Annotated in this window: 21 protein-coding genes; 11 read left to right on the forward strand and 10 right to left on the reverse strand. The window is 67.7% G+C overall.

Going from position 1 to position 23,173, the window contains the following annotated elements:
• A complete protein-coding gene (gatB, locus tag E8D38_RS19860) occupies positions 1-1,449 on the forward strand; it encodes an Asp-tRNA(Asn)/Glu-tRNA(Gln) amidotransferase subunit GatB (protein WP_140634769.1) in 1,449 nt (482 codons plus the stop codon).
• 11 nt (positions 1,450-1,460) lie between these two features.
• Complete coding sequence (locus E8D38_RS19865) at positions 1,461-2,321, forward strand: GNAT family N-acetyltransferase (protein ID WP_140634771.1); 861 nt, start codon at positions 1,461-1,463, stop codon at positions 2,319-2,321.
• A gap of 30 nt (positions 2,322-2,351) precedes the next feature.
• Here E8D38_RS19865 and E8D38_RS19870 read toward each other — a convergent pair whose 3' ends face one another.
• Both E8D38_RS19870 and pyrE read right to left on the reverse strand, forming a co-directional pair.
• Positions 2,352-3,053, reverse strand: coding sequence for a DUF4124 domain-containing protein (locus E8D38_RS19870; protein WP_140634773.1), 702 nt, complete (start codon positions 3,051-3,053; stop codon positions 2,352-2,354).
• Positions 3,054-3,067: 14 nt separating this feature from the next.
• On the reverse strand, positions 3,068-3,751 hold the full coding sequence (pyrE, locus tag E8D38_RS19875; protein WP_140634775.1) for an orotate phosphoribosyltransferase: 684 nt from the start codon (positions 3,749-3,751) through the stop codon (positions 3,068-3,070).
• Positions 3,752-3,763: 12 nt separating this feature from the next.
• Between pyrE and E8D38_RS19880 the strand changes: the two genes are divergently transcribed.
• The 5 genes from E8D38_RS19880 (at position 3,764) to E8D38_RS19900 (ending at position 7,617) form a co-directional block, all read left to right on the forward strand.
• Positions 3,764-4,549 carry an exodeoxyribonuclease III gene (locus E8D38_RS19880; RefSeq protein WP_140634777.1) on the forward strand — a complete coding sequence of 262 codons (786 nt, stop codon included), beginning with the start codon at positions 3,764-3,766 and terminating at the stop codon, positions 4,547-4,549.
• 176 nt (positions 4,550-4,725) lie between these two features.
• Positions 4,726-5,376, forward strand: a complete 651-nt coding sequence (locus E8D38_RS19885; RefSeq protein WP_140634779.1) for a hypothetical protein — start codon at positions 4,726-4,728, stop codon at positions 5,374-5,376.
• Positions 5,377-5,448: 72 nt separating this feature from the next.
• On the forward strand, positions 5,449-6,087 hold the full coding sequence (locus E8D38_RS19890; protein WP_140634781.1) for an MBL fold metallo-hydrolase: 639 nt from the start codon (positions 5,449-5,451) through the stop codon (positions 6,085-6,087).
• Between the two features lie 122 nt (positions 6,088-6,209).
• Positions 6,210-6,872, forward strand: coding sequence for a helix-turn-helix transcriptional regulator (locus E8D38_RS19895; RefSeq protein ID WP_140634783.1), 663 nt, complete (start codon positions 6,210-6,212; stop codon positions 6,870-6,872).
• Between the two features lie 85 nt (positions 6,873-6,957).
• Positions 6,958-7,617 carry a Crp/Fnr family transcriptional regulator gene (locus tag E8D38_RS19900; RefSeq protein ID WP_140634785.1) on the forward strand — a complete coding sequence of 220 codons (660 nt, stop codon included), beginning with the start codon at positions 6,958-6,960 and terminating at the stop codon, positions 7,615-7,617.
• Between the two features lie 24 nt (positions 7,618-7,641).
• Here E8D38_RS19900 and E8D38_RS19905 read toward each other — a convergent pair whose 3' ends face one another.
• Together E8D38_RS19905 and E8D38_RS19910 are read right to left on the reverse strand one after the other, a co-directional pair.
• Positions 7,642-8,697 carry a phosphatase PAP2 family protein gene (locus E8D38_RS19905; protein WP_140634787.1) on the reverse strand — a complete coding sequence of 352 codons (1,056 nt, stop codon included), beginning with the start codon at positions 8,695-8,697 and terminating at the stop codon, positions 7,642-7,644.
• A 25-nt stretch (positions 8,698-8,722) separates the two neighbouring features.
• A complete protein-coding gene (locus tag E8D38_RS19910) occupies positions 8,723-10,546 on the reverse strand; it encodes an adenylate/guanylate cyclase domain-containing protein (RefSeq protein ID WP_181179279.1) in 1,824 nt (607 codons plus the stop codon).
• A 172-nt stretch (positions 10,547-10,718) separates the two neighbouring features.
• Here E8D38_RS19910 and E8D38_RS19915 point away from each other — a divergent pair, with 172 nt between their 5' ends.
• Positions 10,719-12,827, forward strand: a complete 2,109-nt coding sequence (locus E8D38_RS19915; protein ID WP_181179281.1) for a hypothetical protein — start codon at positions 10,719-10,721, stop codon at positions 12,825-12,827.
• 31 nt (positions 12,828-12,858) lie between these two features.
• Here E8D38_RS19915 and E8D38_RS19920 read toward each other — a convergent pair whose 3' ends face one another.
• Together E8D38_RS19920 and E8D38_RS19925 are read right to left on the reverse strand one after the other, a co-directional pair.
• Positions 12,859-13,764 carry a M48 family metallopeptidase gene (locus tag E8D38_RS19920; protein ID WP_140634794.1) on the reverse strand — a complete coding sequence of 302 codons (906 nt, stop codon included), beginning with the start codon at positions 13,762-13,764 and terminating at the stop codon, positions 12,859-12,861.
• Between the two features lie 40 nt (positions 13,765-13,804).
• Complete coding sequence (locus E8D38_RS19925) at positions 13,805-15,328, reverse strand: MFS transporter (RefSeq protein WP_140634796.1); 1,524 nt, start codon at positions 15,326-15,328, stop codon at positions 13,805-13,807.
• Positions 15,329-15,385: 57 nt separating this feature from the next.
• Between E8D38_RS19925 and E8D38_RS19930 the strand changes: the two genes are divergently transcribed.
• The gene (locus E8D38_RS19930) at positions 15,386-15,895 is read left to right on the forward strand and encodes a flavin reductase family protein (RefSeq protein WP_140634798.1); all 510 of its coding nucleotides are present in this window, start codon (positions 15,386-15,388) and stop codon (positions 15,893-15,895) included.
• 15 nt (positions 15,896-15,910) lie between these two features.
• On the opposite strand, the gene E8D38_RS28390 is transcribed toward E8D38_RS19930, so the two are convergent.
• Positions 15,911-16,201, reverse strand: coding sequence for a hypothetical protein (locus E8D38_RS28390; RefSeq protein WP_181179282.1), 291 nt, complete (start codon positions 16,199-16,201; stop codon positions 15,911-15,913).
• Positions 16,202-16,326: 125 nt separating this feature from the next.
• Here E8D38_RS28390 and E8D38_RS19935 point away from each other — a divergent pair, with 125 nt between their 5' ends.
• Together E8D38_RS19935 and E8D38_RS19940 are read left to right on the forward strand one after the other, a co-directional pair.
• Positions 16,327-17,226: a LysR family transcriptional regulator gene (locus tag E8D38_RS19935; RefSeq protein ID WP_181179284.1), complete on the forward strand. Its 900-nt coding sequence runs from the start codon at positions 16,327-16,329 to the stop codon at positions 17,224-17,226.
• Complete coding sequence (locus tag E8D38_RS19940) at positions 17,223-17,714, forward strand: BON domain-containing protein (RefSeq protein WP_140634802.1); 492 nt, start codon at positions 17,223-17,225, stop codon at positions 17,712-17,714. Before E8D38_RS19935 ends, E8D38_RS19940 begins: the two co-directional genes overlap by 4 nt.
• Positions 17,715-17,729: 15 nt before the next feature.
• On the opposite strand, the gene E8D38_RS19945 is transcribed toward E8D38_RS19940, so the two are convergent.
• Genes E8D38_RS19945 through E8D38_RS19955 form a run of 3 tightly spaced genes read right to left on the reverse strand, consistent with a single transcriptional unit; the run spans position 17,730 to position 23,154 of the window.
• Positions 17,730-19,562, reverse strand: coding sequence for an ABC transporter substrate-binding protein (locus E8D38_RS19945; protein ID WP_140634804.1), 1,833 nt, complete (start codon positions 19,560-19,562; stop codon positions 17,730-17,732).
• The gene (locus E8D38_RS19950; protein WP_140634806.1) at positions 19,559-21,361 is read right to left on the reverse strand and encodes an ABC transporter substrate-binding protein; all 1,803 of its coding nucleotides are present in this window, start codon (positions 21,359-21,361) and stop codon (positions 19,559-19,561) included. Before E8D38_RS19950 ends, E8D38_RS19945 begins: the two co-directional genes overlap by 4 nt.
• Entirely contained in the window at positions 21,358-23,154 is a 1,797-nt protein-coding gene (locus E8D38_RS19955; RefSeq protein ID WP_140634808.1) for an ABC transporter substrate-binding protein, read from the reverse strand. The genes E8D38_RS19950 and E8D38_RS19955 overlap by 4 nt, the downstream gene beginning before the upstream one ends.
• Positions 23,155-23,173 lie beyond the last annotated feature (19 nt).

The following is a 23,173-nucleotide window of genomic DNA, read 5'->3' on the forward strand; positions in this document are numbered from 1 at the left end:
ATGGCAACACCCCAACTCGTGCGCGGCTACGAGGTCGTGATCGGCCTCGAAACGCATGCGCAACTGTCCACGCAGTCCAAGATCTTCTCCGGCTCGAGCACCCAGTTCGGCGCCGAGCCCAACACGCAGGCCAGCGTGGTCGACCTGGCCCTGCCGGGCACCCTGCCGGTGATGAACCGCGGCGCGGTCGAACGTGCCATCCGCTTCGGGCTGGCGGTGGGCGCCACGGTGGCGCCGCAGTCGATCTTCGCGCGCAAGAACTACTTCTACCCGGACCTGCCCAAGGGCTACCAGATCAGCCAGTACGAGGTGCCGGTGGTGCAGGGCGGCGTGGTGAAGTTCTTCGTCGGCGACGAGGAAAAGACGGTGCACCTGGTGCGCGCCCACCTCGAGGAAGACGCCGGCAAGTCGCTGCATGAAGACTTCCACGGCCAGAGCGGCATCGACCTCAACCGAGCCGGCACGCCGCTCCTGGAGATCGTGACCGAGCCGGACATGCGCTCGGCCAGGGAGGCCGTCGAGTACGCCAAGGCCCTGCATGCGCTGGTGGTGTGGCTGGGCATCTGCGACGGCAACATGCAGGAAGGCTCGTTCCGCTGCGATGCCAACGTGTCGGTGCGCAAGCCCGGCGCACCGCTGGGCACGCGCCGCGAGATCAAGAACCTGAACAGCTTCCGGTTCCTGCAGCAGGCGATCGATGCCGAGGTGCAGTGGCAGATCGAGCAGATCGAGGACGGCATGCCGATCCAGCAGGCCACGGTGCTGTTCGACCCGGACAGCGGCGAGACCCGCGCCATGCGCAGCAAGGAAGACGCGCACGACTACCGCTACTTCCCCGATCCCGACCTGCCGCCGCTCGTCATCGAGCCGGCCTGGGTGGAGCGGGTGAAGGGCGGGATGCCGGAGCTGCCGCGGGTGATGGCCGAGCGCTTCATGCGCGACGACGGCCTGCCGGCCTATGACGCGTCGATGATGACCCAGAGCCTCGCCTTCGCGCGCTACTACGAGGCCGCGCGGGATGCCTGCAGGAGCCCCAAGCTGGTGGCGAACTGGCTCATGGGCGAGGTGTCGCGCCGGCTCAATGCCGAGGAAAAGGGCATCGAGCACAGCCCGGTGGGCGCCGCGACGCTGGCCGCGCTGATCGGACGCATCGCCGACGGCACCGTCTCGAACAACGGCGCCAAGCAGGTGTTCGAGGCGCTGTGGTCGGGCGAGGGCACCGAGGTGGACGCCCTCATCGAGGCCAAGGGCCTGAAGACCATGAGCGACACCGGTGAGCTCGAGCGCATCCTCGACGAGGTGCTGGCGGCCAACCGGAAATCGGTGGACGAATTCCGCGCCGGCAAGGAAAAGGCCTTCAACGCGCTGGTGGGCCAGGCCATGAAGGCCACCAAGGGCAAGGCCAACCCGGCGCAGGTGAACGAGCTGCTGAAGAAGAAGCTCGGCTGAGCGGCGACGCCTTGACCGCCCCCACCATCGTTGCGGCCGGCGAGGTCGCGCCGCAGGCGCTGGCCGAGGCCTTCAACGCCAGCTTCGCCCACTATGTGGCCGGCACGATGACGCTCGACGTCCCCGGCCTGGCCGCCTTCCTCGCACGCCAGGGCGCCGATGCGGTCCTGTCGCGCGTGGCCGTGGACGCCGCCGGCCGGCCGCTGGGCTTCGTGTTCATCGGCCGGCGCCCGGAGCGCGACGGTCCGCGCTGCCGTGTCGGCGCCATGGGCCTGCTGCCCGAGACCCGCGGCAGCGGGCTGGCGCAAGCGCTGCTCGAGCGTGCGATCACCGAGGCCGGCGGCCGCGGCGACACCGCCATCGAGCTCGAAGTGTTCGCCCAGAACCCTCGCGCGCACCGCCTGTACCTCAGCTTCGGCTTTCAGGAGGTGATGCCGCTGCACGGGTACACCTGCGGCGCCTCGGCTGTCCGGCATGCCGAGGGGCCCGCGCCCGTTCCGGCCGTGCTGCCGCTGGCCGCGGCGGCCGACTGGCTGGCACGGCAGGTCACGGACATGCCCTTCCAGCAGTCGGCCCACCTGCTGCGCGCGCCCACCACCCGCGGCACCGCCTGGCAGGCCGGCACTGCGCTGCTGGTGTTCGACCTGCCACCGCAGGACGACAGCATGCTGGCCCTGCGTGTGGTGCACGAGGCGGACGCCGCCAGCGGCTCGCTGGCGGGTCTGGTGAGGCGGCTTGCCGCCGAGCACCCGCAGCGGCGCCTGCAGATGCCGGCCCTGCTCGCGCCTCAACTGGGCGGAGACGTGCTGGAACAGCTGGGCTTCGTGCGCCAGCCGCTGCACCAGTACCTGATGCGCCGGGCCTTGCACTGACGCAGCCGGGGCGGCGCTGCCCCGTTGGGCTCAGGGCTTGCGGGTGGCGGCGGCGCCGGCCCCCGGCAGCGCTTCGGCCATCGCCGAACCGAGCGAACCTGGCTGCGCGCCGGCCCACAGCTTCTTCAGGCGCTCCAGCTCCTGGTCGTAGAGCGCGGTGATGCGCACGACCTCGGCCTGCTGGTTCTGCACCAGCGTCTTCTGCGCCTCGGCCGTCACGTCGATGAACTCGAGCTGGGTCTTGAGCTTGGCCGGCAGTTGCTTGCCCTTGTAGAACTCGGCTTCGTTGAGCAGCGGCTTGCGCTCGGCCTCGATGGCCGCCAGGCGCTGCTCGGAGGCCTTGACCGCCTTGCGCACGTCGTCGAGGGCGGCTTCGCGCGCCCTGTTGTGCGCCGCCAGGTTGGGAAAGCGGTTGAGGAGGTTGCGGTCGCGGCGGATGGCGTCCTGGCGGGCGACGCGCTCGGCCGCCTTGCGGCGCTCGGCCTCCTCCACGGCAGCCCGCTCGTCGGCGGTCATCGAGGGCGGCAAGGTCTGGCGCTGGGAGCCGTCCTTGTTGAGCACCCGCTGCTCGCGGTCGAGGCATTCCAGGATGGGCCGGTCGGACGTGAGCTTGCGGCCACGCGCGTCGATACAGGTATAGATGGAGCCGGCCCCGCTATCGGGCGCCGCAAAGCACGCGGCGCCGCTCGACAGCAACAACAAAGCAGCAAATACGACGGTCCCAACGCGCATGGTTTCGTGGATTCTCAGACCCCGTATCGGTTCCTGTAAGCCTGAACTTTAGGGAGGTGTCGGGTCAGCTCGGGGTCCGACTGGGCGGCCAGATACTGCAGCAAGTCGGACAGGCTGGCAATCGAGACGACCGCAAGACCGAGTGAACGCTCAACGTGCTGCACAGCGGAATGGTTGGCTTCGGACCCGTCGGATTCCGTGGCTTTTTCCTGGCGGTCGAGGGCGATCGTCACGCCGCAGGGGGTGGCGCCGGCGGCGGTGATCATGGCGATCGACTCGCGCACCGAGGTGCCGGCCGAGATGACGTCGTCGATGATCAGCACCCGGCCCTTGACTGGCGCACCCACCAGGGTGCCGCCTTCGCCGTGGTCCTTGGCTTCCTTGCGGTTGTAGGCATACGGCACGTTCTTGCCCAGCCGCGCCAGCTCGATGGCCACCGCCGCGGCCAGGGTGATGCCCTTGTAGGCCGGGCCGAACAGCAGGTCGAACTGCAGGCCCGAGGCCAGCAGGCGCCGTGCATAGAATTCCGCGAGACGGCCCAGCTTGGCGCCGTCGTCAAACAGGCCGGCGTTGAAGAAGTAGGGGCTCAGGCGCCCCGCCTTGGTCTTGAATTCGCCGAAGCGCAGCACGCCGGCTTCGACTGAAAACGCCACGAATTCCTGGGCCAGCGCATCCGAAGCGCCTTGGGCTCGGGTCATGGGAGCACCCCTTTGTTTCGACTCGTCTCTCTCAACCTCAATGGCATCCGGTCTGCCGCCAACAAGGGCTTCGTGCCCTGGGCCGAAAGCGTCGCGGCGGATTGTATGGGGGTGCAGGAACTCAAATGCCAGGCCGAACACGTGGTGGGCAAGTTCGACACGCTGGCCGGCATGACGGGCCATTTCCACTACGCCGCCAAGCCCGGCTATTCGGGCGTGGGGCTGTACAGCAGGCGCGAGCCGAGCGACGTGCTGATCGGCTGGGGCAACCAGGAATTCGACGCCGAGGGCCGGTACGTGGAGGCGCGCTTCGACACACCGCACCGCAAGCTGTCGGTCATCAGCTGCTACTTCCCCAGCGGCTCGAGCTCCGAGGAGCGGCAGCTGGCCAAGTTCCGCTTCCTCGAGGGCTTCTTTCCGCACATGCGCGAGCTGAAGGCCGAACGTGAATTCCTGCTCGTGGGCGACGTGAACATCGCCCACAAGGAGATCGACCTGAAGAACTGGCGGGGCAACCAGAAGAACAGCGGCTTCCTGCCCGAGGAACGCGCGTGGATGACCCGTTCTCTTGAGGAGCTGGGGCTGGTGGACGTGTTCCGCACGCTCAACGACCGCGGCGAGCAGTACACCTGGTGGAGCAACCGCGGCCAGGCCTGGGCCAAGAACGTGGGCTGGCGGATCGACTACCACCTGGCCACGCCCGGCATCGCGAGCCTGGCCCGGCGCGAGTTCATCTACAAGGACGAGCGCTTCTCGGACCACGCGCCGCTGGTGATCGACTACGACTTCACCCTGTAGCGGCCGCCTCGCCGCCGCGCCGGCCGGCAACAAACGGCATCAAGCGCAGATATTTCACGCGCGGGTGCGGCGCCAGCGCGACGCTTCATCCTTTCGTACGTAGCGCAGCCGGAGGCAGGGCGGCATCCTTGGCCTCATCCCCGTCACTCACTGCAATCCGAAAGAAGGAAGTACGCATGAAGCCTTACCGCACCCTCGCCGCACTCGGTCTCGCGGCCGGCCTGCTCGGCACCGCCCAGGCGGGCGAGGTCTACGGCCAGCTCGGCTTTCCGGGCGCGGGCCTGGGTTTCGCCCAGCCGCTCAACAGCCACTTCACCGTGCGCGCCGACTACCTGACGCTCGGCACCCATGACGACCAGTACGACGAGGAAGGCATCCGCTACGAAGGCACTCTGAAGTTCGCCCGCGGCGGTGTGTTCGCCGACTGGTTTCCCATGGCCGGGGGCTTCCGCGTCACCGCCGGCATCACGGCCAACAACATGAAGCTCGCGCTCACCGCGCGCGGCACCAACCAGCCGGTGGAAATCGGCGACACGACCTACGTGCTCACGCCGCAGGACCGCATCGATGCCGAGGTCAAGCTGCCCAGTACCACGCCTTACCTGGGCATCGGCTGGGGCCACCACGACGCCGGCACCGGGCTGCGCTTCTCGTTCGACCTGGGCGCCATCATCGGCAAGGCCAAGGTCAGGACCTCGGTAAGCGGCCCCAACGCCAACCTGGTGAGCCAGCAGGACCTGGACAAGGAAACCGCCGAGCTGCGCGACGGCGTGGGCAAGGTGAAGGCGATCCCGCAGATCAGCTTCGCCATCGGCTACTCGTTCTGACCGGCCCGGAGCGCCTGGAGCGCTCCGGGCGTTTGGAACAATGGGTGGTCGATTCCCCACACCACGGCCGCCATGCTCCGCTACCTCACCGTTCCCGTCACCGCCTTCACACAGAACTGCTCCATCGTCTGGTGCGACAAGACGATGGAGGCTGCCGTCATCGACCCGGGCGGTGACCTCGACACCTTGCGGTCCGAGATCCGCCGGCTCGGCGTCACACTCAAGGCCATCTGGCTCACCCATGCCCACATCGACCATGCCGGCGGCACCGGCACGCTGGCGCGCGAGGAAGGGCTGCCCATCATCGGCCCGCACCCTGCCGACCAGTTCTGGATCGACGGGCTGCCGCAGCAAAGCCGCATGTTCGGCTTCCCGCCCGCGGAGCCGTTCGCGCCAACGCGCTGGCTGCAAGACGGAGACGCGGTACAGGTCGGAGAGAGCACCCTGGCGGTACGCCATTGCCCCGGCCACACCCCCGGCCACGTGGTGTTCTACTCGGCCGAGGCACAGCGCGCCTTCGTGGGCGACGTGCTGTTCGCCGGCTCCATCGGCCGCACCGACTTCCCCGGCGGCGACTTCGACACGCTGATCGCCTCCATCACCCAGCGGCTGTGGCCGATGGGTGACGGCACCGTGTTCATTCCAGGCCATGGCCCGGAGAGCAGCTTCGGCCGGGAGCGCCGCTCGAACCCCTACGTGCGCGGCACCTGAGCGCTGAGGTGCGTCCGGCGCGGTGAATATTCACCAGGCGCCGGGGCAATAGGCACGGCCTGCGCGACGCCCGCCCCGCTACCTTTGTAGCGACCGTCACCGCTACACACCGGAGGGGCTGCATGAACCAAGCGCTGTTCACAAGCAACGACCTTGACGCCGACCCGCGGGCCGCGGGCATTCCCCGGCATTCGGGTGCCGCGGGCAGCGAGCTGCTCGCGCTCGTGCTCGACGAGATCGACTACCCGGTGCTGGTGGTCGGCACCGACGGGATCCTGCGCTTCGGCAACCACCTCGCGATGCACGAGTGCTCCGGCGCCGGCCCGCTGCAGCTGCTGCAGGGGCAGGTGAGCGCGCGGCACCGCGCAGACCAGGGGGCGCTGACACGCGCCCTGGCGGACGCCGAACGCGGCCGGCGCAGCCTGCTGCCTCTGCAGGACACCAACGGCCGCGTCACCGTGGCGGTGGTGCCTCTGCGCACCGGCGCCGACGCACATGTGCTGCTGGTGCTGGCCAAGCGGCAGGTGTGCGAATCGCTCAGCGTCAGCTTCTTCTCGAAACTGCATGCCCTCACCCCCGCCGAGAACACCGTGCTGCTGGCGCTGTGCAAGGGCCTTCGGCCGCGCGAGATCGCCGAACACCAATGCGTCGCGATCTCTACCATCCGCACGCAGGTCAGCAGCATCCGCAGCAAGACGGCGGCTGGGAGCATTCGCGAACTGGTCAAGCAGGTGGCCACGCTGCCGCCCATTGCGCCGGCGGTGAAGATGGCGGCGGTGCACTGAATACGTCACCCGTCGCAAGGGCCCTCGGCTACATTGGCACACGCACGCGCCGCCGCGCGTGCGCCGCACGTGTGGAGAGGGTGCGATGGCAGGAACTCAAGAACAACCCGCCGCCAACGGCGCTCCGTCCCCGTTCAGCCCCGGCCTGCAGGCGCTGGCAGAGCGTGGCGAACTGCGCCACTACCGGCGCAACACGCTGATCATCCAGGAGGGCGATGTCGGCGACACCCTCTTCATCATCCTCGCCGGCCGTCTGAAGGCGTTCTCGATGGGCGCCAAGGATCGGGAGATCACCTTCGGCATCTACGGCCCCGGCGAATACGTCGGCGAGATGAGCCTGGACGGCGGCCCGCGGTCGGCCTCGGTGATCACGCTGGAGCCGAGCGTGTGCACGGTCGTCACGCGGCACACGCTCAAGCAGCACATCGCTCAGCATCCGGAGTTCGCACTCGAACTCCTGGCAAAGGTGATCCGGCGCGCACGCATGGCCACGCGCGATGCGCGCAACATGGCGCTGCTGGATGCGTACGGGCGGCTGGTGCGGCTGCTGGATGAGCTGGCGGTGCCGCAGGGGGACGGCACGCGCGTGATCCACGAGCGGCTCACGCATGCGGAGATCGCGAGCCGGGTGGGGTGCTCGAGGGAGATGGTGTCGAGGTTGATGAAGGACTTGGAGCGAGGTGGGTACCTTGCTGCAAACGGAGCATCGATTCGACTGAAGTCACACCTCCCGTCCAATTGGTGAACGCTTCGAACGAGATCGCGTCGTTCAGAGCCATTCATAGGAGGCCAAGGTCAAGAGATCCCCCCAGAGCGGTGCTTCTTCCCCGGTCAGACCCTGCGCGCGCTGCAGAGTTACGGTGACGTCGTACACGGGGTCGACCTGGCCCTGGACTGCTCCTTCAGTGCGCAGGAACAAGAACTGAGTGCTGCCAGAGCCGAGGCCGATGGCCCATGTGGCGAATGACAAGGCAATTGCAAGGCCACCCAAGCCATCCACAGGATAGTGAAGACCTGCGACGACGCGGTTGTCGGCTACTCCCAGTGCCAGGTTCAGCAGATCTTGGAAAGCCTCCGATCGGTTCACGACGGTCGGCAAAATCAGTGCAAGGGCAAAGGCATAGGCGGCGTGGCCAGCTGGGAAGCTGCGGTGGCCCGGGACGGCAATGAGCGGCATCACTTTGGCGTTCAACTCCGCGGGTCGCTGGATGTGAAGCGCCGCTTTCAATGCGTGAACTGGTCCCGCGATCGCGTCCGCTACCACCTGCATCAGAAGAACTGTCCATGGATGGGAGTCCGGGGTCATGCCGAGCACCGACCCGATGAACGCATCAATTGCCGAGACCTGTGCAAGGATCTCGCCTTGTCGTGATTGACGGTCTGACTTTCTGGTCACGACGTCGCTCGCCTCGGCATCGAGCATGCTTGCCGGCGACTCGAGGCTGCAAATGCAAGCACCGCTTCCCGCGACGCTGGATGTCTTCGCGGTTGTCTTGCCGCCTGAGGTGGAGGAAGTCGTTCGTAGCGATTGAAGCAACTCCTGACGACAGAGGAGAACGAGAACCTCGGGGGCAAGCTTGCGAAGCTCTCCCCCAGCCGCCGGCGCAGGCGTGATCTTGAACGCAGCGATGATCTGACTGTAGTTAGTCTGCAGGGGTTGCTTGTTCTTCTGATACCAGGGCCACCCGGGCGGAAGCCGCTTTGCCGCCTCCTCTATGGCCTTTGTGAGCAGCTCCTCGGATACGCTGCCTGGCGATGAATCGAACGCCGTATATCCAAGCCTGCGCCGCCCCGGGATGGGCCCAGGCGTAAGAAACATCACCATCGCCTCTCTCCTTTTGAGATTGTGGTCACGGAGGAATACCTGCGGCCAGCAGCGCGTCACAGTAGGTAGCAACGAGTGCAGGACGCGCCTGATGAAGGCGCCGGTAGCGCGCTACCGAGGCTTTTGGACGCATTTCAAGGAACGCCCGCGCCGTCGCTCTCGCTTCGTCGACGCATCCTCCCAAGGCCTGAGCCACGATCAGGATCGGGTAGCTTGGCAGATGGGTTCGGTTCGCCCTGATCGACGCGCGCGCCAGTTCAGTTGCATGCCGGTATTCCCCCGCGGCCAGCGCGGCCGAGGCTGCAAAGATGTCATAGAAATAGCGGAGCGGGTCTAACGGCGAGAGCTGCCTCGCCTTGGTCGCCGTTTCAACTGCTTCGATCCCAGCGCCTTGATTCGCGTAAACCGACGACAAGAACAACCACGCCAGAGACTCGTTGGGGTTCACGGACACTGCCTTTGCAAGACTTTGTTCGGCCCCTGTGGCATCACCAAAGGCGAACGCGCTGACTTGGCCGGCAATGGCCAGCGAGAGCGCGTGCTCGGGGCTGATCTCGAGCGCCCGGTTCACTTCGCTCCTTGCACGCTCTGCGTCAACACGCGCATCCGCGCTCCAGCCTTGAGCGAGTTGAATGAAGTGCCACTTGGCGAGCCATGCTCTGGGTTCTGGGGAGCGCGGATATCGGTCGCATAGATAGAGCAACGCCTGCCGCGCCTTGTCCGACTCTGCTGACGACAGCCGGTGCATCTGGGCAATCGCGTGCAAAAGGACGGATTGGCCTTCGAGGTTGTGCAGGTTCGAAGTTGAAGCTCTGGACAGTTCGCCCTTGATTAACTGATTGCCGACTTCAGCCGCGATTCTTGCGATCGGCCCGTCGCCGCCGCCGTCGAGCAAGTCTTGCGAAGTGACGGACAGGGACGTGCCCCACATGACTCTTTCGTCTTGTGCCGCCGACAGCTCGACCCACAGCCTGCATCTCTGTCCCACTCGCAGCATCTGACCCGACAGCACGTAGGTGGCACCAAGCAGCTTGCCAACGTCCCCAGGCCCATACTGACGGCCTGCAAGACGCGAAGTGGTGAGCCTAGAGATGACCTGCCACTGGTTGGACTTGCAGAGTATCGAGATAACCTCGTCAGCAAAGAGCTCCGCGAGCGTCGCATCGGCGGCTGTGCCCCCCTGTGCGACCAGTGGCAGCACAGCCACGCTAATCCGCCCGATCTTGACTTGGGGCGGCTGACGGCTGTCCCCTGAGCGCTGCGCCCACTGCAAGCGAAACGTCCGCAGAGGCTGGCTCAGATGCTTCAGGTAGCACGAGCCCATATCCTCCACTTCGGCGTCGACTTCTGGAACCAACTCATCCCTCACCTCCGCCGACACCACCACCTCCCCCGGCCCCGCCAGCGTCGCCAGCCGCGCCGCGAGGTTCACCCCCGCGCCATAGATGTCGCGCTCGTCCACCACCACGTCGGCCGCATGCACGCCCATGCGCAGGAACATGCAGCGCTCGGCCGCGCGGCCTTGGTTCATCGTCTGGGCGAGCTGTTGCATGGCAAGGGCGGTCTGAACGGCAGGCAGGACACGTTCGAACTCCAGCATCAGGCCGTCACCCAGGCTCTTGACGAGGCGGCCACCTCGCTGCGGCAGCAGCTCCCGCTCCACGCTGCGCACGAAGGCGCGCCAGCGGGTGATGGTGTCTTCCTCGTCCTGCTCCATGAGACGCACGGACTCGACCACGTCCACCACGAGCACCACCCGGTGAGCCCGGGGCAGCACGAGCCAGGCATCGGTATCCCCGCTGGTTGTTCTTGGTGGCGTGAGCATGCTGTTAGCAAATGCAACCGTCATCCTCATTCTGTGGGACGGACTGCCCAAGGCGCCATCAGCCATGTGGCGGATGGGCCACTTCGAACTAGGGGGTGGGAACCCTTCGTTCCTTTGAACGATGCGCCGCCATGCCGGGATCTCTAGGCTCGCTCGCCGAGCTGCCCCGTCGGGCAGCCGCGAGAGGAGAGACAGCATGCGCACACCCACCCATTCCCTTCCCGCCGGTGCGGGGCTTTCCGCAGCCACCTTGGCAGCCTGGGCGCTGCTGGGCTGCGGCGGCAGCGATGACCCGCCCGCACCGCCACCGGCGGCGCCCATCACGCTGGCCGGCGTCGCGGCCGTGGGTGCCGCCCTGTCGAAGGCGGACGTGCGCATCACCGATGCCTCGGGTGCCCCGGTCTGCCAGGAAACCAGCATCGTGACGTCGGACACCGGGGCCTACAGCTGCACGCTGCAAGGCGGCAGGACGGCACCGTTCATCGTGGTGGTCACCGACCCGAGCGGCGCCCGGCCGCCCATGGTGAGCGTGGGCACCAGCACACCCAGTCCGGGCACACCGCTCACGGTGAACGTCACGCCCATCACCACGGCCATCGTGGCGCAGCTGGCGCCCGATCGCAGTGCGTTGTCGGCGGTGGCCAACCCATCGCTGCTCGACACAGCGGCGCTCGGCAGCATCACCACCAAGGTGGTGGGGCAGCTGGCCGACGTGCTGGCCGCGTTGAACGCGCCAGCCGGCTACGACCCCTTCAGCACGCCGATCACCGCAGCCACCGCCACGGTGTCCGGCAACACCGCCGACCGCATCGTCGACCTGCTGCAGATCAGCACCGTCAACGGCGTCACCACCGTGGCCACCATCGACCGGCCTGCCGATGCGGTGCCGCTGGCTGGCGCCACCACCACCACGCCAACCACACTGCCTGCGCCGGGCACCGCGGTCATCACGCTCGCCGATGCCATCAAGGCGGCGGCTGCTGCGTTCAACGCATGCTTTGCCTTGCCGCCGGCGCAACGCGCGCTGGCCAGCAACACTGCCATTGCGGCGAGCGAAGGCGGGCCCGAAGTGACCGAGGTGGCAACCGACTGCGAAGACATCGCGCATGCGAACTACCTGCACAACGGCTACCGCGCCGGCCAGCAGTTCTACGGCCTGCTCCACGACAACACCATGACCGGCGCGCAGTTCAGCCTGCCCGAGGTGATGTGGTTCATCGATGACACCACCAGCGACGACCGCGACCGTGCGGTCATCAACATCCGCTACGTCGACGCGAACGGCAACGCCGGCAACATCATCACGGTGGCCATCAGGCTCCCCGGCAGCGCCACGCCCGAGCGCAACAGCGACTGGTGGCTGTGGGGCAACCAGCAGCCGGTGGACACGGCCTTGCGCGCCTACGTGCGCCGCTCCGAGCAGCTGGCGCCCAACCCCGGCACGGCGCCGTTCGCCAACGCCGGGGCGAGCCGCTACGAGTCTGGCTTCGAGATCTTCGTCAACAAGGGCGGCCCGGGCAGCAGCGGCATGCGTGCGGCCCGCGTCACCGGGCCCGGGCTGCCGACCGCGGGCATCGTGCTCACCCGCCCTGATCCGGCGCTGGTCACCGAACAGAGCTGGCTCAACATCAGGAACAAGACGGGCAACACCGACCCGGCTGTGGCGACGCCGGCGGCCGACGTGGGCAACATCTTCAAGCTGCAGCGCACCATGGGTCTCTCAGGTGCCGACGCGACCACCCTGCGCCCCAATCCCAACGCGGGCAGCAGCAACAACACCGCGTCCGTCAACTGGGCGCATCCGCTCGACTACGGCGCGGCACCGGGCACCACCGACTACATCGACTATGGCGCGCTGAAGGCATTGACCTCGTACAGCGTGGAAATCTTCTACGAGGGCGAGACTGCGCCGCGCCACACCTTCAACAAGACGCTGCTGACACCACTGGTGCCCGCGACCCGTCTGGGCAGCCTGCAGTGGGTGTCCTTCACCAGCACCGCGCTCGCCTTCCTGGACCCGAGCGGCGCCCAGGCCGGTGCAGTGGCCAGCACCACGCTGGCCTGGGCGGCGAATACGTACGCCGAGACCATTCGTTCGGCCGGGGTCTACACCTCGGGCGGCGGCCTCGCGGTGAACCAGGGCCTGGTGGGCGTGGCGCGCGGCGCCACCTCGGCCGTGGCCAACGCGCCAGCCGGCGCCAGCTTCCGCCCGCTCACCAGCGATGGCAGCAGCAGCCGCACGCTCCAGCTGCGCTATCGCATGCTCGACGGCAGCTACAAGGACAGCACGGCGCGCTACAACTGAGCCGCGCTTCCAGTCGCGCGCTGAGCCCGCTTCAGGTCATCACGGCAAATCGCCGTGATGGCTTCGGGGCCCGCGCGTACAGCGGCTGCACGCGCGGCAGGTTCGCCTGGATGTCGCGGATGCGGCTCGGGCCCGACGGGTGCGTGGACAGGAACTGCGGCGGTGCGCCCTTGGCGGCTTCGCCCATCTTTTCCCAGAGGGTCACGCCGGCCTGCGGGTCATAACCGGCGCGTGCACCCAGCTCCATGCCGACGAGATCGGCCTCGGATTCGTCGCTGCGGCTGAACTTCAGCGTGAGCAGCTGGCCGCCCAGGTCGGCCATCATGCGGCCGGTGCTGCCCAGGCCGAGCAGCGCCGAGAGGATCTCGATGCCGCCGCGCGTGGCCATGGTCTTGCCGAGGCGCTCACGCGCGTGTTCGCGCAAGGCGTGCGCGGCTTCGTGGCCCATGATCATCGCGACCTCGTCATCCTCGAGCTTCAGCTGGCGCAGGATGCCGGAGAAGAACGCGATCTTGCCGCCCGGCATGCAGAAGGCGTTGAGCTCCTTGGAATTGATGAGGTTGACCTCCCACTTCCACTGCTTCGCGCGGGCGTTCCAGTTGTCGCTGAACGGGATGATGCGCTTGGCGATCTCGCGCAGGCGCACGGTCTGCGGGTGGTCGTCCGGCGCCAGCGCGTTCTTGGCGCGCGCCTGGGCAATCATTTCGCCGTACTGCTGCTTGGCGGCGCCCTCGATCTGCTCGGCCGGCACCAGCTTGGCCAGGCTCGACTGATCACCGACCTCGACCCCTTCGCGCGCCAGCGCCGGGCTCATGGCGCCGGCCAGCAGCGCGCCCGTGAAAAGGCGCCGGCCCCGATCGGGTGGGGCCGGTTGGTCGTGGGCATTCGCCGCGGCGGACACGGCGTGCAAGGCTTGGCAGAAGGCGCAGTGGTACATGGTGACTTGAAGGGCAACGCGTGACGATGTCGTTCAGACCTCAACGGACTTCATGGTGTTCCAGCATACGGCGGACCTGCGGCAACAACGCGTAGGCCGGGAAGCTGAGCCAGAAGGTGACAAAGAAGTACCAGGCGTAACCGAGCTCCTGGGCCCCGATGCCGCCGGCCCATCCGGCCACGGCGCGGCTGAACGCGAAGATGCTCGACAGGATGGCGTATTCGGTGGTCGCCCGCGCCTTGCTGGTGATGCCCATCAGGAAGGCGAGAAAGGCCCCGGTGCCCAGGCCGCCGGTGAAGCTCTCCAGAGCGCTGGCCGCGTAGACCGCGAACTGGTACGACAGCGCCACCGCGCCCGGCTCGGCGCCGCCGGCGAGCACCCTCGGCACGTAGGCGGCCACCGCGGCATACATGAGGTTCGACAGCGCCTGCCACAGGCCCAGCACCCACAGCCCCTTGAAGATGCCGGCACGGTCGACGTACCAGCCGCCCACCAGCCCGCCGGCAATCGACAGTGCCAGCCCGACGTTCACGCTCACCAGCCCGATCTGCGCGTTCGAGAAGCCCGAGTCGACCCAGAACGGCTTGACCATGAAGCCCATGGCCGCATCGCCCAGCTTGAAGGTCAGGATGAACAGCAGCACCGCCAGCATGCCCGGGCGGGCCAGCAGCTCGACCCAGGCGCCGAACACGGGGCCGTTGCGCATCTCGCCTGCACGCGGCCCTTTTGCGGCCACCACCAGCAGGCCGGCCCCGGCGAACATCAGCCCGACCGGCAGCAGCCCCTTGAACCACCAGGTGTTGCTCACCGCCACCACCGCCTGCCAGCCGGCCGCCTTGGCCACCGGCGCCAGCACCGGCCAAACGAGGCCGGCGATCACCAGCGCCAATGCAAGCAGCCATAGCGGCTGCTGCTTCAGCAGCGTCCATTCCTGGGCGACGCTGGCCGGCGGCCTGCCCGGCCGAGGTGGTTCCTTGGGTGCGAACAGCACTGCACAGCCGTTGAGCGCAAAGGCCAGGGCGGCCACCAGCCAGGCCTGCGTCCAGCCATACCAGCCCGACACCACCAGCACCGCGCCCGCGGTCAGCATGCCGACCCGGTAGAAGCCGATGCGAAAGCCGTTGGCCATGCCGTATTCGCGCTGGTCGAGCAGCTCGATGGTGTAGCCGTCGGTCGCGATGTCGTTGGTGGCCGAGAGCATGGTGAAGGCGCCGATCGCCACCCACACCCACGGGCCGAAGCCCAGTTCGCCGGCAAACAGGCCCATCACCGCCGCCATGCCGAAGTTGGCGCCGGCCACCCACCAGCGGTGGTGGCGCGCCCAGTCGACTGCCGGCGCCCAGAGAAACTTCACCGTCCAGGCCAGGCCCAGCAGGCTGAGCAGGCCGATGTCGGCCAGGTTGACGCCCTGCTGGCGGAAGTACACCGGGAACAGGTCGAAGAAGACCCCCAGCGGCAGGCCCTCGCTGAAGTACAGCAGCGCAACCCAGAACAGCTTGCGGCGGTAGACGGGGGTGTGGCCGGCCGCAACGGGCGGGGCGACGGTCGGCTGGGGCTCGGTCATCGGCGGATTCTAGGCAGGCGGCCGCCGGCCGCTGCGGCTTACGGGACAATCCGCCGCATGAATCCGCCCCGCCGCGCCCAGGCGCCCAGCTTCACCTCCAGCGACTTCCGCGCGGCGCTCGGCATGTTCGCCACCGGCGTCACCATCGTCACGGCGCGCACTGCCGAAGGGGCACTGGTGGGACTCACCGCCAACTCGTTCAACTCGGTATCGCTGGAGCCGCCGCTGGTGTTGTGGAGCCTGTCGCTGAAGGCCGGCTCCATGCCGGTGTTTTCACGCGGGTCGCACTACGCGATCCACATCCTTGCGGCAGAGCAGCGTGAACTGGCAGCGCGCTTCGCCACCAAGAGCGCCGACCGCTTCGCCGGGCTGGCGCTGCGCGAAGGGGCGGGCGGCGTGCCGCTGATCGAGGGGGCCGCAGCGGTGTTCGAGTGCTTCAACCGCAGCCAGTACGAAGAAGGCGACCACATCATCTTCGTCGGCGAGGTGGAACGCTGCTCGCACCGCCCCGGCGCGCTGCCGCTGATCTTCCACGGCGGGCGCTACTTCACCGAGCTGCCCCTGTAGCGGGCGGAGGAGGACTCAGCGCGGCAGGGTCCACGCCTTCATGTGGCGCTGCATCGCCGCGTCGCCCCGGCGGGCCAGCCACTCGCCCAAACGCTCGGCCCATGACGGACGGGTCGGCACGAAGCTCGAGGGCGCGGCGGCAGCGAGTTGCCCGGCACGCCGTTGTTCGGCCAGCTCGCGCTCGCGCAGCGGCTCCAGCATGCGCAGCTGGCGAGGGGTGTCCACACCGGGCACCCAGACGCGCGGTGCCACACGCGAGCCCGCACGCGGCAGGGTGCGGGCAGCGGCAATCGTCGAGGCGGCCATCTGGCTCTCCCTTGCAGTCCGAGGGGGCCACTGTATGCGTGCATCGGCGCACAGCCAATACACGGGATCGCAGTTCGACTTTGCGTTTTTGCACAGGCGCAGGAGGTGAGGTAGGCTCGCGCCCCATGGAAACGGCGCTGCAATGGGACGACTTGCGCACCGCGCTGGCGGTGGCCACCGCCGGCTCGCTGGCCGGCGCGGCACGCTCGCTGGGGGTGAACCACACCACGGTGCTGCGCCGGCTCGACGCGCTGGAGAAGCGTCTCGGGGCCCAGCTCTTCGTGCGGCAGCGCGGCGGCTATGCACCCACCGAGGCCGGCGAGCTGGTGGTGCACGAGGCACGGCTGTTCGCTCCGCGAGTCGACGACATCGGCCGTCGGATCCTGGGCCGCGACCTGGCGCTCACCGGCCACCTGCGGCTTTCCACCAACCCGGTGGGCATGAACTACCTGCTGCCGCAGGCGCTGGCCGCCTTTGCGCGGGCGCATGCCGGCATCGAGGTGGAGGCCGTCGAGACGGTCACGCTGGCCGACCTTTCCAAGCGCGAGGCGGAGCTGGCCCTGCGCATTGCCAACAGCGTGCCCGAACACCTGGTGGGCCGCCGCCTCGGGGCCGCGCGCATCCGTGTCTATGCGCTGCGCGGTGCGCCCGGGCTGCCGCAGCGCGTGACCCCGCTGGCCAGGCTCATCGAGACCGCGCCGTGGATCGCCTTCGAGAAGGAGGCCACCTACCGCAGCTTCGACCGCTGGATGCACGCGCACCTGCTGCCGCAGCAGGTGCGGCTGCGCGTGGACGTGTTCAACGCCAGCGTGGCGATGCTCAAGACCGGCATCGGCGTGGCGCTGCTGCCGACCTTCGTGGCGCTGTCCGAGCCGAGCCTGGTGGCGGTGTCCTCCGAGATCGAGGAACTGCGCACCGACGTCTGGCTGCTCACCCACCCCGACCTGCGCCGCACCGCACGCGTGAGCCTGTTCATGCAGGAAGTGGGCGACGCGCTGGCCGCCCAGCTGGAGCGGGCGCGATGACGATCCGCCTCGCCAGCGTGGTGTTGGCCGCGGTGCTGTGCACGGCAGCGGCGCTGGCCGGCGAGGCACTGCACCTCAACCCGTTCAACGACCCCTTCGTCGCCGCAACCACCGGTGCGCCCGCCTGCCCCACGCCGCGCGGGCCGGCCTACACAGACACCGAGCTGAAGCAGGAGGCTCACTACCGCGTCGAGCGCGGCACCAGCTGCTGGCTGGCCGGCACCTGCAGCGAACCGAACGCCTACCGCTACGACGCGCGCATCGCGCAGGCCGCGGTCGCAGCGCTGCGCGCCGAGCCGGCACTGGCCGGCACGTCGATCTGGGTGATCGCCGAACGGCGATTCATCACGCTGCAGGGTTGCGTGGCCACGCGCGAGCAGGCCGCACGCGCCGAAGTCCTGGCGCGCGAGGTGGCCGAGGTGGAGCTGGTACTGCCGTGGTTGGCGGTCGGTGCGGAATCCGTGCGATATCCCCAGGCGCCACGGTGACGTCGGGGCGGCGGCTCAGCGCCGCGCCATGGCCGCTTGCTGGCGTGCGGCATCGACATCGACGTAGTGCCACCAGCCCAACCAGTAGGGCGGGCGCCGATAGCCGCTCACCCAGGGATGCGCGAGATCCGTGTGGAACCGGTGCACGCCGATGCGATAGGGCGCGTATGCCACCAGCAGCTTGGTCGCTTCGTCGAACAGCGCCTGCCGCTCAGGCCCGTCGGGCATGCCGATCATGCGCTCGTACAGAGCGTCGAAGGCCGGCAGCCGGATGCGCGCCAGGTTCGACTTGCCGGTCGAGGGCCCGTAGGCGCGCTCCATCGCCCCCAGCCCGTCCGGGGACGCGGCAGACGAGGCCACGCGCCACAGCATGAATTTGCCGGCCCGCACAGCTTTCAGGTTCTCGGGCCATTGCGCCGTCTTGAACGCCAGCCGCAGGCCCAGCGCATCCATGTTCTTCTTCCACAGCTCGTCGAGCTTGCGTGTCACCTGATCGCTTTGGGTGGCCATTTCCAGCACCAGCGGCGAGCCGTCGGGCAGCTCGCGCCAGCCGTCACCGTCGCGATCGATGTAGCCGTACATGTCGAGCAATGCCTTCGCGCGCGCCACGTCGTAGTCGGCCGCGCCCGTGCGCACGTCATCCCGGTAGCCGAAGGTCATCGGCACGACGATGGACTGCGCCGGCACCGCCTCGCCGTGACGCACGAGGTCGATTTCCCGCTGCACGTCGAGCCCGAGGTTGATGGCGCGCCGCAGCGCCACCTTCTCCGGCGTGTAGCCGCCCACCACCGGATGCTCCACGTTGAACACCGCGAGCGTGATGTCGGGCGACAGGATGCGGTACTTCTGGATGCCGCGCCTGGCCAGGTTGGGGGCCAGCTTGCCGCCGGGAATGGCCTGCCCAGCGTAGTCGTTGGGCAGGCGTTCGAGCAGGTCCTGCTCCTCGTTGAGGAAGGACAGCCACAAGGGTTGCCGCTCCTCGATGATGGCAACCTCCACGCGGTCGACCATCGGCAGGCGCCGGCCCTTGAAGCGCGCCAGCAGTGCCTGGCCCTCGGCATCGTCGGGGTTCGGCTCGGCGTCGTAGGTGACTTCGCGGAAGCGCGGGTTGCGCTCCAGCACGATCAGGGAGCTGCGGCGCCAATCCTTCAGCACGAAGGGCCCGGTGCCCACCGGGTGCTCCATGATCTTGTCGCCGTAGGCTTCGACCACCTCGCGCGCGACGGCACCCCAGATGTCGGGATTGGCCAGCGCGGTGACGAAACGCGGTCGCGGCTCGCGCAACTTGAACTGCAGCGTGTAGCGGTCGAGCGCCTTCAGCCCTTCGACCTCGCGCTCGTAATCGAAGGGCTTCTTGGTCCGCTCGGCCTCCTGCTTGAGCTCACGCAGGCCGATGATGCCCTGCTCGTCGAAGCTGCTGACGCCGGGCGACTTGACCGCCGGGTCGTACAGCCGCTTGAACGAATAGACATAGTCCTGTGCGGTGAGCTCGCGCGGCTTCCCCTTGAAGGCGGGGTCGTCGGCGAAGTAGATGCCCGGTTTCAGCCGCACGACGAAGGTGCGGTGGTTGTCGCTCATCTGCGGCATGGCCGCGGCGGTGGCCGGCTTGATCTTGTAGGGCCGCGCCAGGTGGTCGTACTGGTACGGCGCCTCGAAGATGTGCGCGGTGACGATGCGCGAATAGATGTCGGCAATCTGCGCCGGGTCGAAGCCGGTTTCCGCCTTCTCAAAGGCGTAGCGCAGCACCTTGGTGGGCGCGGTCCGGTCTTGTGCGAAGGCGGCCGGCATGCAGACGGACAACGCAGTGACCAGCGTCAGCGCGACGCCGCGGAACAGCAAGGCTTTCATTGCAGGATCTTGTCGCGCAGTTCGGTGTCGACATCCACGTACTGCCAGAACTCGGTCCAGAACAGCGGCCGCCGGTAGCCGGTCAGCCACGGTTGCGACAGATCGGTAAGCACGCGGTGCACGTGGTACTTGTAGGGCAGGTAGGCCGCCACGAGCTTGTTCGCTTCGGCGAACAGCACCTGGCGTTCGGGTCCGTCCGGCAGCGCCTTCATCTTCTCGTAGAGGCGGTCGAAGGCCTCGAGCCTGAATCTGGACAGGTTCTGCCCGCCAGTCGCCGGTCCGTAGCTCGCCTCCAGCGCCAGCTGGCCGTCAGGCGACGACGCAGACAGCCCGACGGTCCAGGTCATGTACTTGCCTGCCCGGGCCGCCTTCAGCAACTCGGGCCACTGACCGAAGCGGATGGTCAGCCGCAGGCCGAGCGCGTCGAAGGCCTTCTTGCGCACCTCGTTGAGCTGGCGGTAGACCTGATCGGTAGGGCTCATCAGCTCCACCGTCAATGGCGCTCCGTCGGGCAGTTCGCGCCAGCCGTCGCCGTCGCGGTCCACATAGCCGTACATGTCGAGCAGCGCACGGGCCTTGGCCAGGTCGTATTCGCTGTTCTCGCTGCGGTACTCGGGGTCGTAGCCATAGGTGTGCGGTGGCACGGGGCCCTGCGCCAGCACCGCCTGCCCACGGCGCACAAGGCGGATCTCGCGGTCCGTGTCGTAGCCGAGGCCGATGGCGCGCCGCAGCGCCACCTTCTCGGGTGTGTAGCCGCCGACCACCGGATCGTCCATGTTGAAGAGGGTCATCGTGGAGTCGGGTGCGACACCGCGGACCATCGTGATGCCCTGCTTTGCAAGGTTGGGGGCAAGCTTGCCGTTGGGCACCGCGATACCGGAAAACTCCAGCGGCACGCGGTCCAGGAAATCATGCTGCCGGTCGAGGAAAGCCAGCCAGCGCGGCTGGCTTTCCTCGATGATGCTGATCTCCACCCGATCCACCATCGGCAGCCTCCGGCCCTTGAACTTCGCCGCCAGAGCCTGACCGTCGACGTCGTCGGCATTCGGCTCGGCGTCGTAGCGGTGCTCCCGGTAGCCCGGATTGCGCTCCAGCGCGATGAACGAGCTGCGCCGCCATTGCTTCAGCACGAACGGCCCGGTGCCGACGGGGTGCTCCATGATGTTCTCGCCATAGAACTCGACCGCCTCGCGGGCCACTGCACCGTAGATATCGCTGGCCGCCAGCACGTAGATGAAGCGAGGGCGTGGCCCGCTGAGCTTGAACTGCACCGTGTAGCGGTCCAGCGCGCGAACGCCCTCGATTTCGCGGTCGTAGTCGAATGGCCTGTTGCCCTTGAGCGCCTGCTGACGCAGCTCTTCGAGGCCGACGAGACCCTCCTCCTTCATCGTCGAGTACCACGGACTCTTCACTGCCGGGTCGAAAAGGCGCTTGAACGAGTACACGTAGTCGGCCGCCACCAGCTCGCGACGCCTGCCCTTGAAGGCAGGGTCGTCAGCGAAGTAGATGCCCGGCTGGATGCGCACGGTCCAGATGCGGTGGTCGGCCGACACTTCGGGCATGCCGGCTGCCGTGCGCAGCTTCAGCTTGAATGGCCGCGCCAGGTGGTCGTAGGTGTAAGGGCTCTCGAAGATGTGCGGCGTGACGATGCGCGAGTACAGGTCGCTGATGCGCGCCGGGTCGAAGCCGGTCTCCGCAGTGAGAAACGCATAGCGCAGCACCTTCGGCGGCTGTGCCGCCGCCGCCATGAAGGCACCGGCCGCCAGCGCGGCGATCAGCAGATGCGAAAGGCGTTTCATCGTTCGTGGAGTCTCTTCAGGTCGATGTCGACGAACTGCCAGAAGGTGGACGTGAACACCGGCCGACGGTAGCCGATCAGCCACGGCTGCGACAGGTCGTTGACCATGCGGTGCACGGTGTAGCGGTAGGGTGCATAGGCCAGGATCAGGTTGCGCGCCTGCCCCATCACTTCCAGGCGCTGAGGGCCGTTGGGCAGCTGCAGCGCACGCTCATACAGGCGATCGAACTCCGGCATGCGAAAACGCGCGTAGTTCTGGCCGCCCGCGGCCGGTCCGTAGGCGCGCACCAGGAAGTCGGCCCCATCGGGAAGCGATGCGCTGACACCCAGTTGCCACATCTGCAGCTTGCCGGCACGCGCCGACTTCAGCTGCTCGGGCCACTTGGCCACCTTGAACTGCAGCCGCAGGCCGACCGCGTCCATGTTCTTCTTCCACAGCTCGTCGAACTGACGCGACAGCAGGTCCGGCGTGGTTGCGTATTCGAGCGTCAACGGCCGGCCGTCCGGGAGCTCGCGGAAGCCGTCGCCATCGCGGTCCACATAGCCGTACAGGTCCAGCAGGGCTTTGGCCCGCGCGACGTCGTATTCGCTGTTGAGCGATCTGAAGTCGTCGAGGTAGCCGTAGGAGTGCGGCACGAACGGGCCTTGCGCAGGAATCGCCTGGCCGCGCCGGATCAGGCGAATCTCGCGATCGACATCGGTGGCCAGGTTGATGGCGCGCCGCAGCGCCACCTTGTCGGGCGAGTAGCCGCCCAACACCGGATCTTCCATGTTGAAGTAGGAGAGCACGACGTCGGCATTCAACTGGCGGTTCAGCTTGATTCCGCGCTTGGCGAGGTTGGGCGCAAGCTTGCCGTTGGGCACGGCGATGCCGGCGAATTCGAGCGGCAGCCCCCACAGGAGGTCCATCGACTCCTGCAGGAAGGCCAGCCAGCGTGGCTGGCTCTCCTCGATGATGCTGATCTCGACCCGGTCGATCATGGGCAGGCGCCGGCCCTTGAACCGCGCCAGCAGCGCCTGGCCTTCGGCATCGGCAGCGGCGGGCTCGGCATCGTAGTAGACCTCGCGGTATCCGGGGTTGCGCTCGAAGGCCATGAAGGAGCTGCGCCGCCACTGCTTCAGCACGAACGGCCCCGTGCCCACCGGGTGCTCCATGATCTTGTCGCCGTAGAACTCCACGACCTCACGCGCCACCGCGCCCAGCAGGTCGCCCTGCGCCAGCACCTCATGCAGACGCGGGCGCGGCTCCTGCATCCGGATCTGCAGCGTGTAGCGGTCCAGCAGCTTGATTCCCTCGATCTCGCGGTCGTAGTCGAAGGGTTTGTTGTGCCTGAGACTTTCCTGGCGCAACTCGTCCAGGCCCAGCACGCCCTGGTCCTTCATGTTCGAGTACATCGGACTCTTGATCGCCGGATCGAAGAAGCGCTTGAGCGAGTAGGCGTAGTCGGCCGCCACCAGCTCACGCCTGCGGCCCTTGAAGGCGGGATCGTCGGCGAAGTAGATGCCCGGCTTCAGACGCACCGTCCACACCTTGAAGTCCGGCGACACCTCCGGCATCGCCCGAGCGGTCAACGGCCGGATCTTGTAGGGCCGCGCCAGCGGGTCGTACTCGAACAGCGCCTCGAAGATGTGCGGCGTGACGACACGCGAATACAGGTCGGAGATCTGCGCCGGGTCGAATCCGGTTTCGGCAATGAGGAAGGCGTAGCGCAGCACCTTCTGCTCGGAGGCGTGGCCGTGCAGCGCGGTGAGCGCGAGCAGCAGGCCGCCCAGCGCGTTCCACAGATGTCTCATGTACCTCGATGCGCCGTGG

Source organism: Methylibium rhizosphaerae (assembly GCF_006386545.1).
Taxonomy (GTDB): Bacteria; Pseudomonadota; Gammaproteobacteria; order Burkholderiales; family Burkholderiaceae_C; genus Pseudorivibacter; species Pseudorivibacter rhizosphaerae.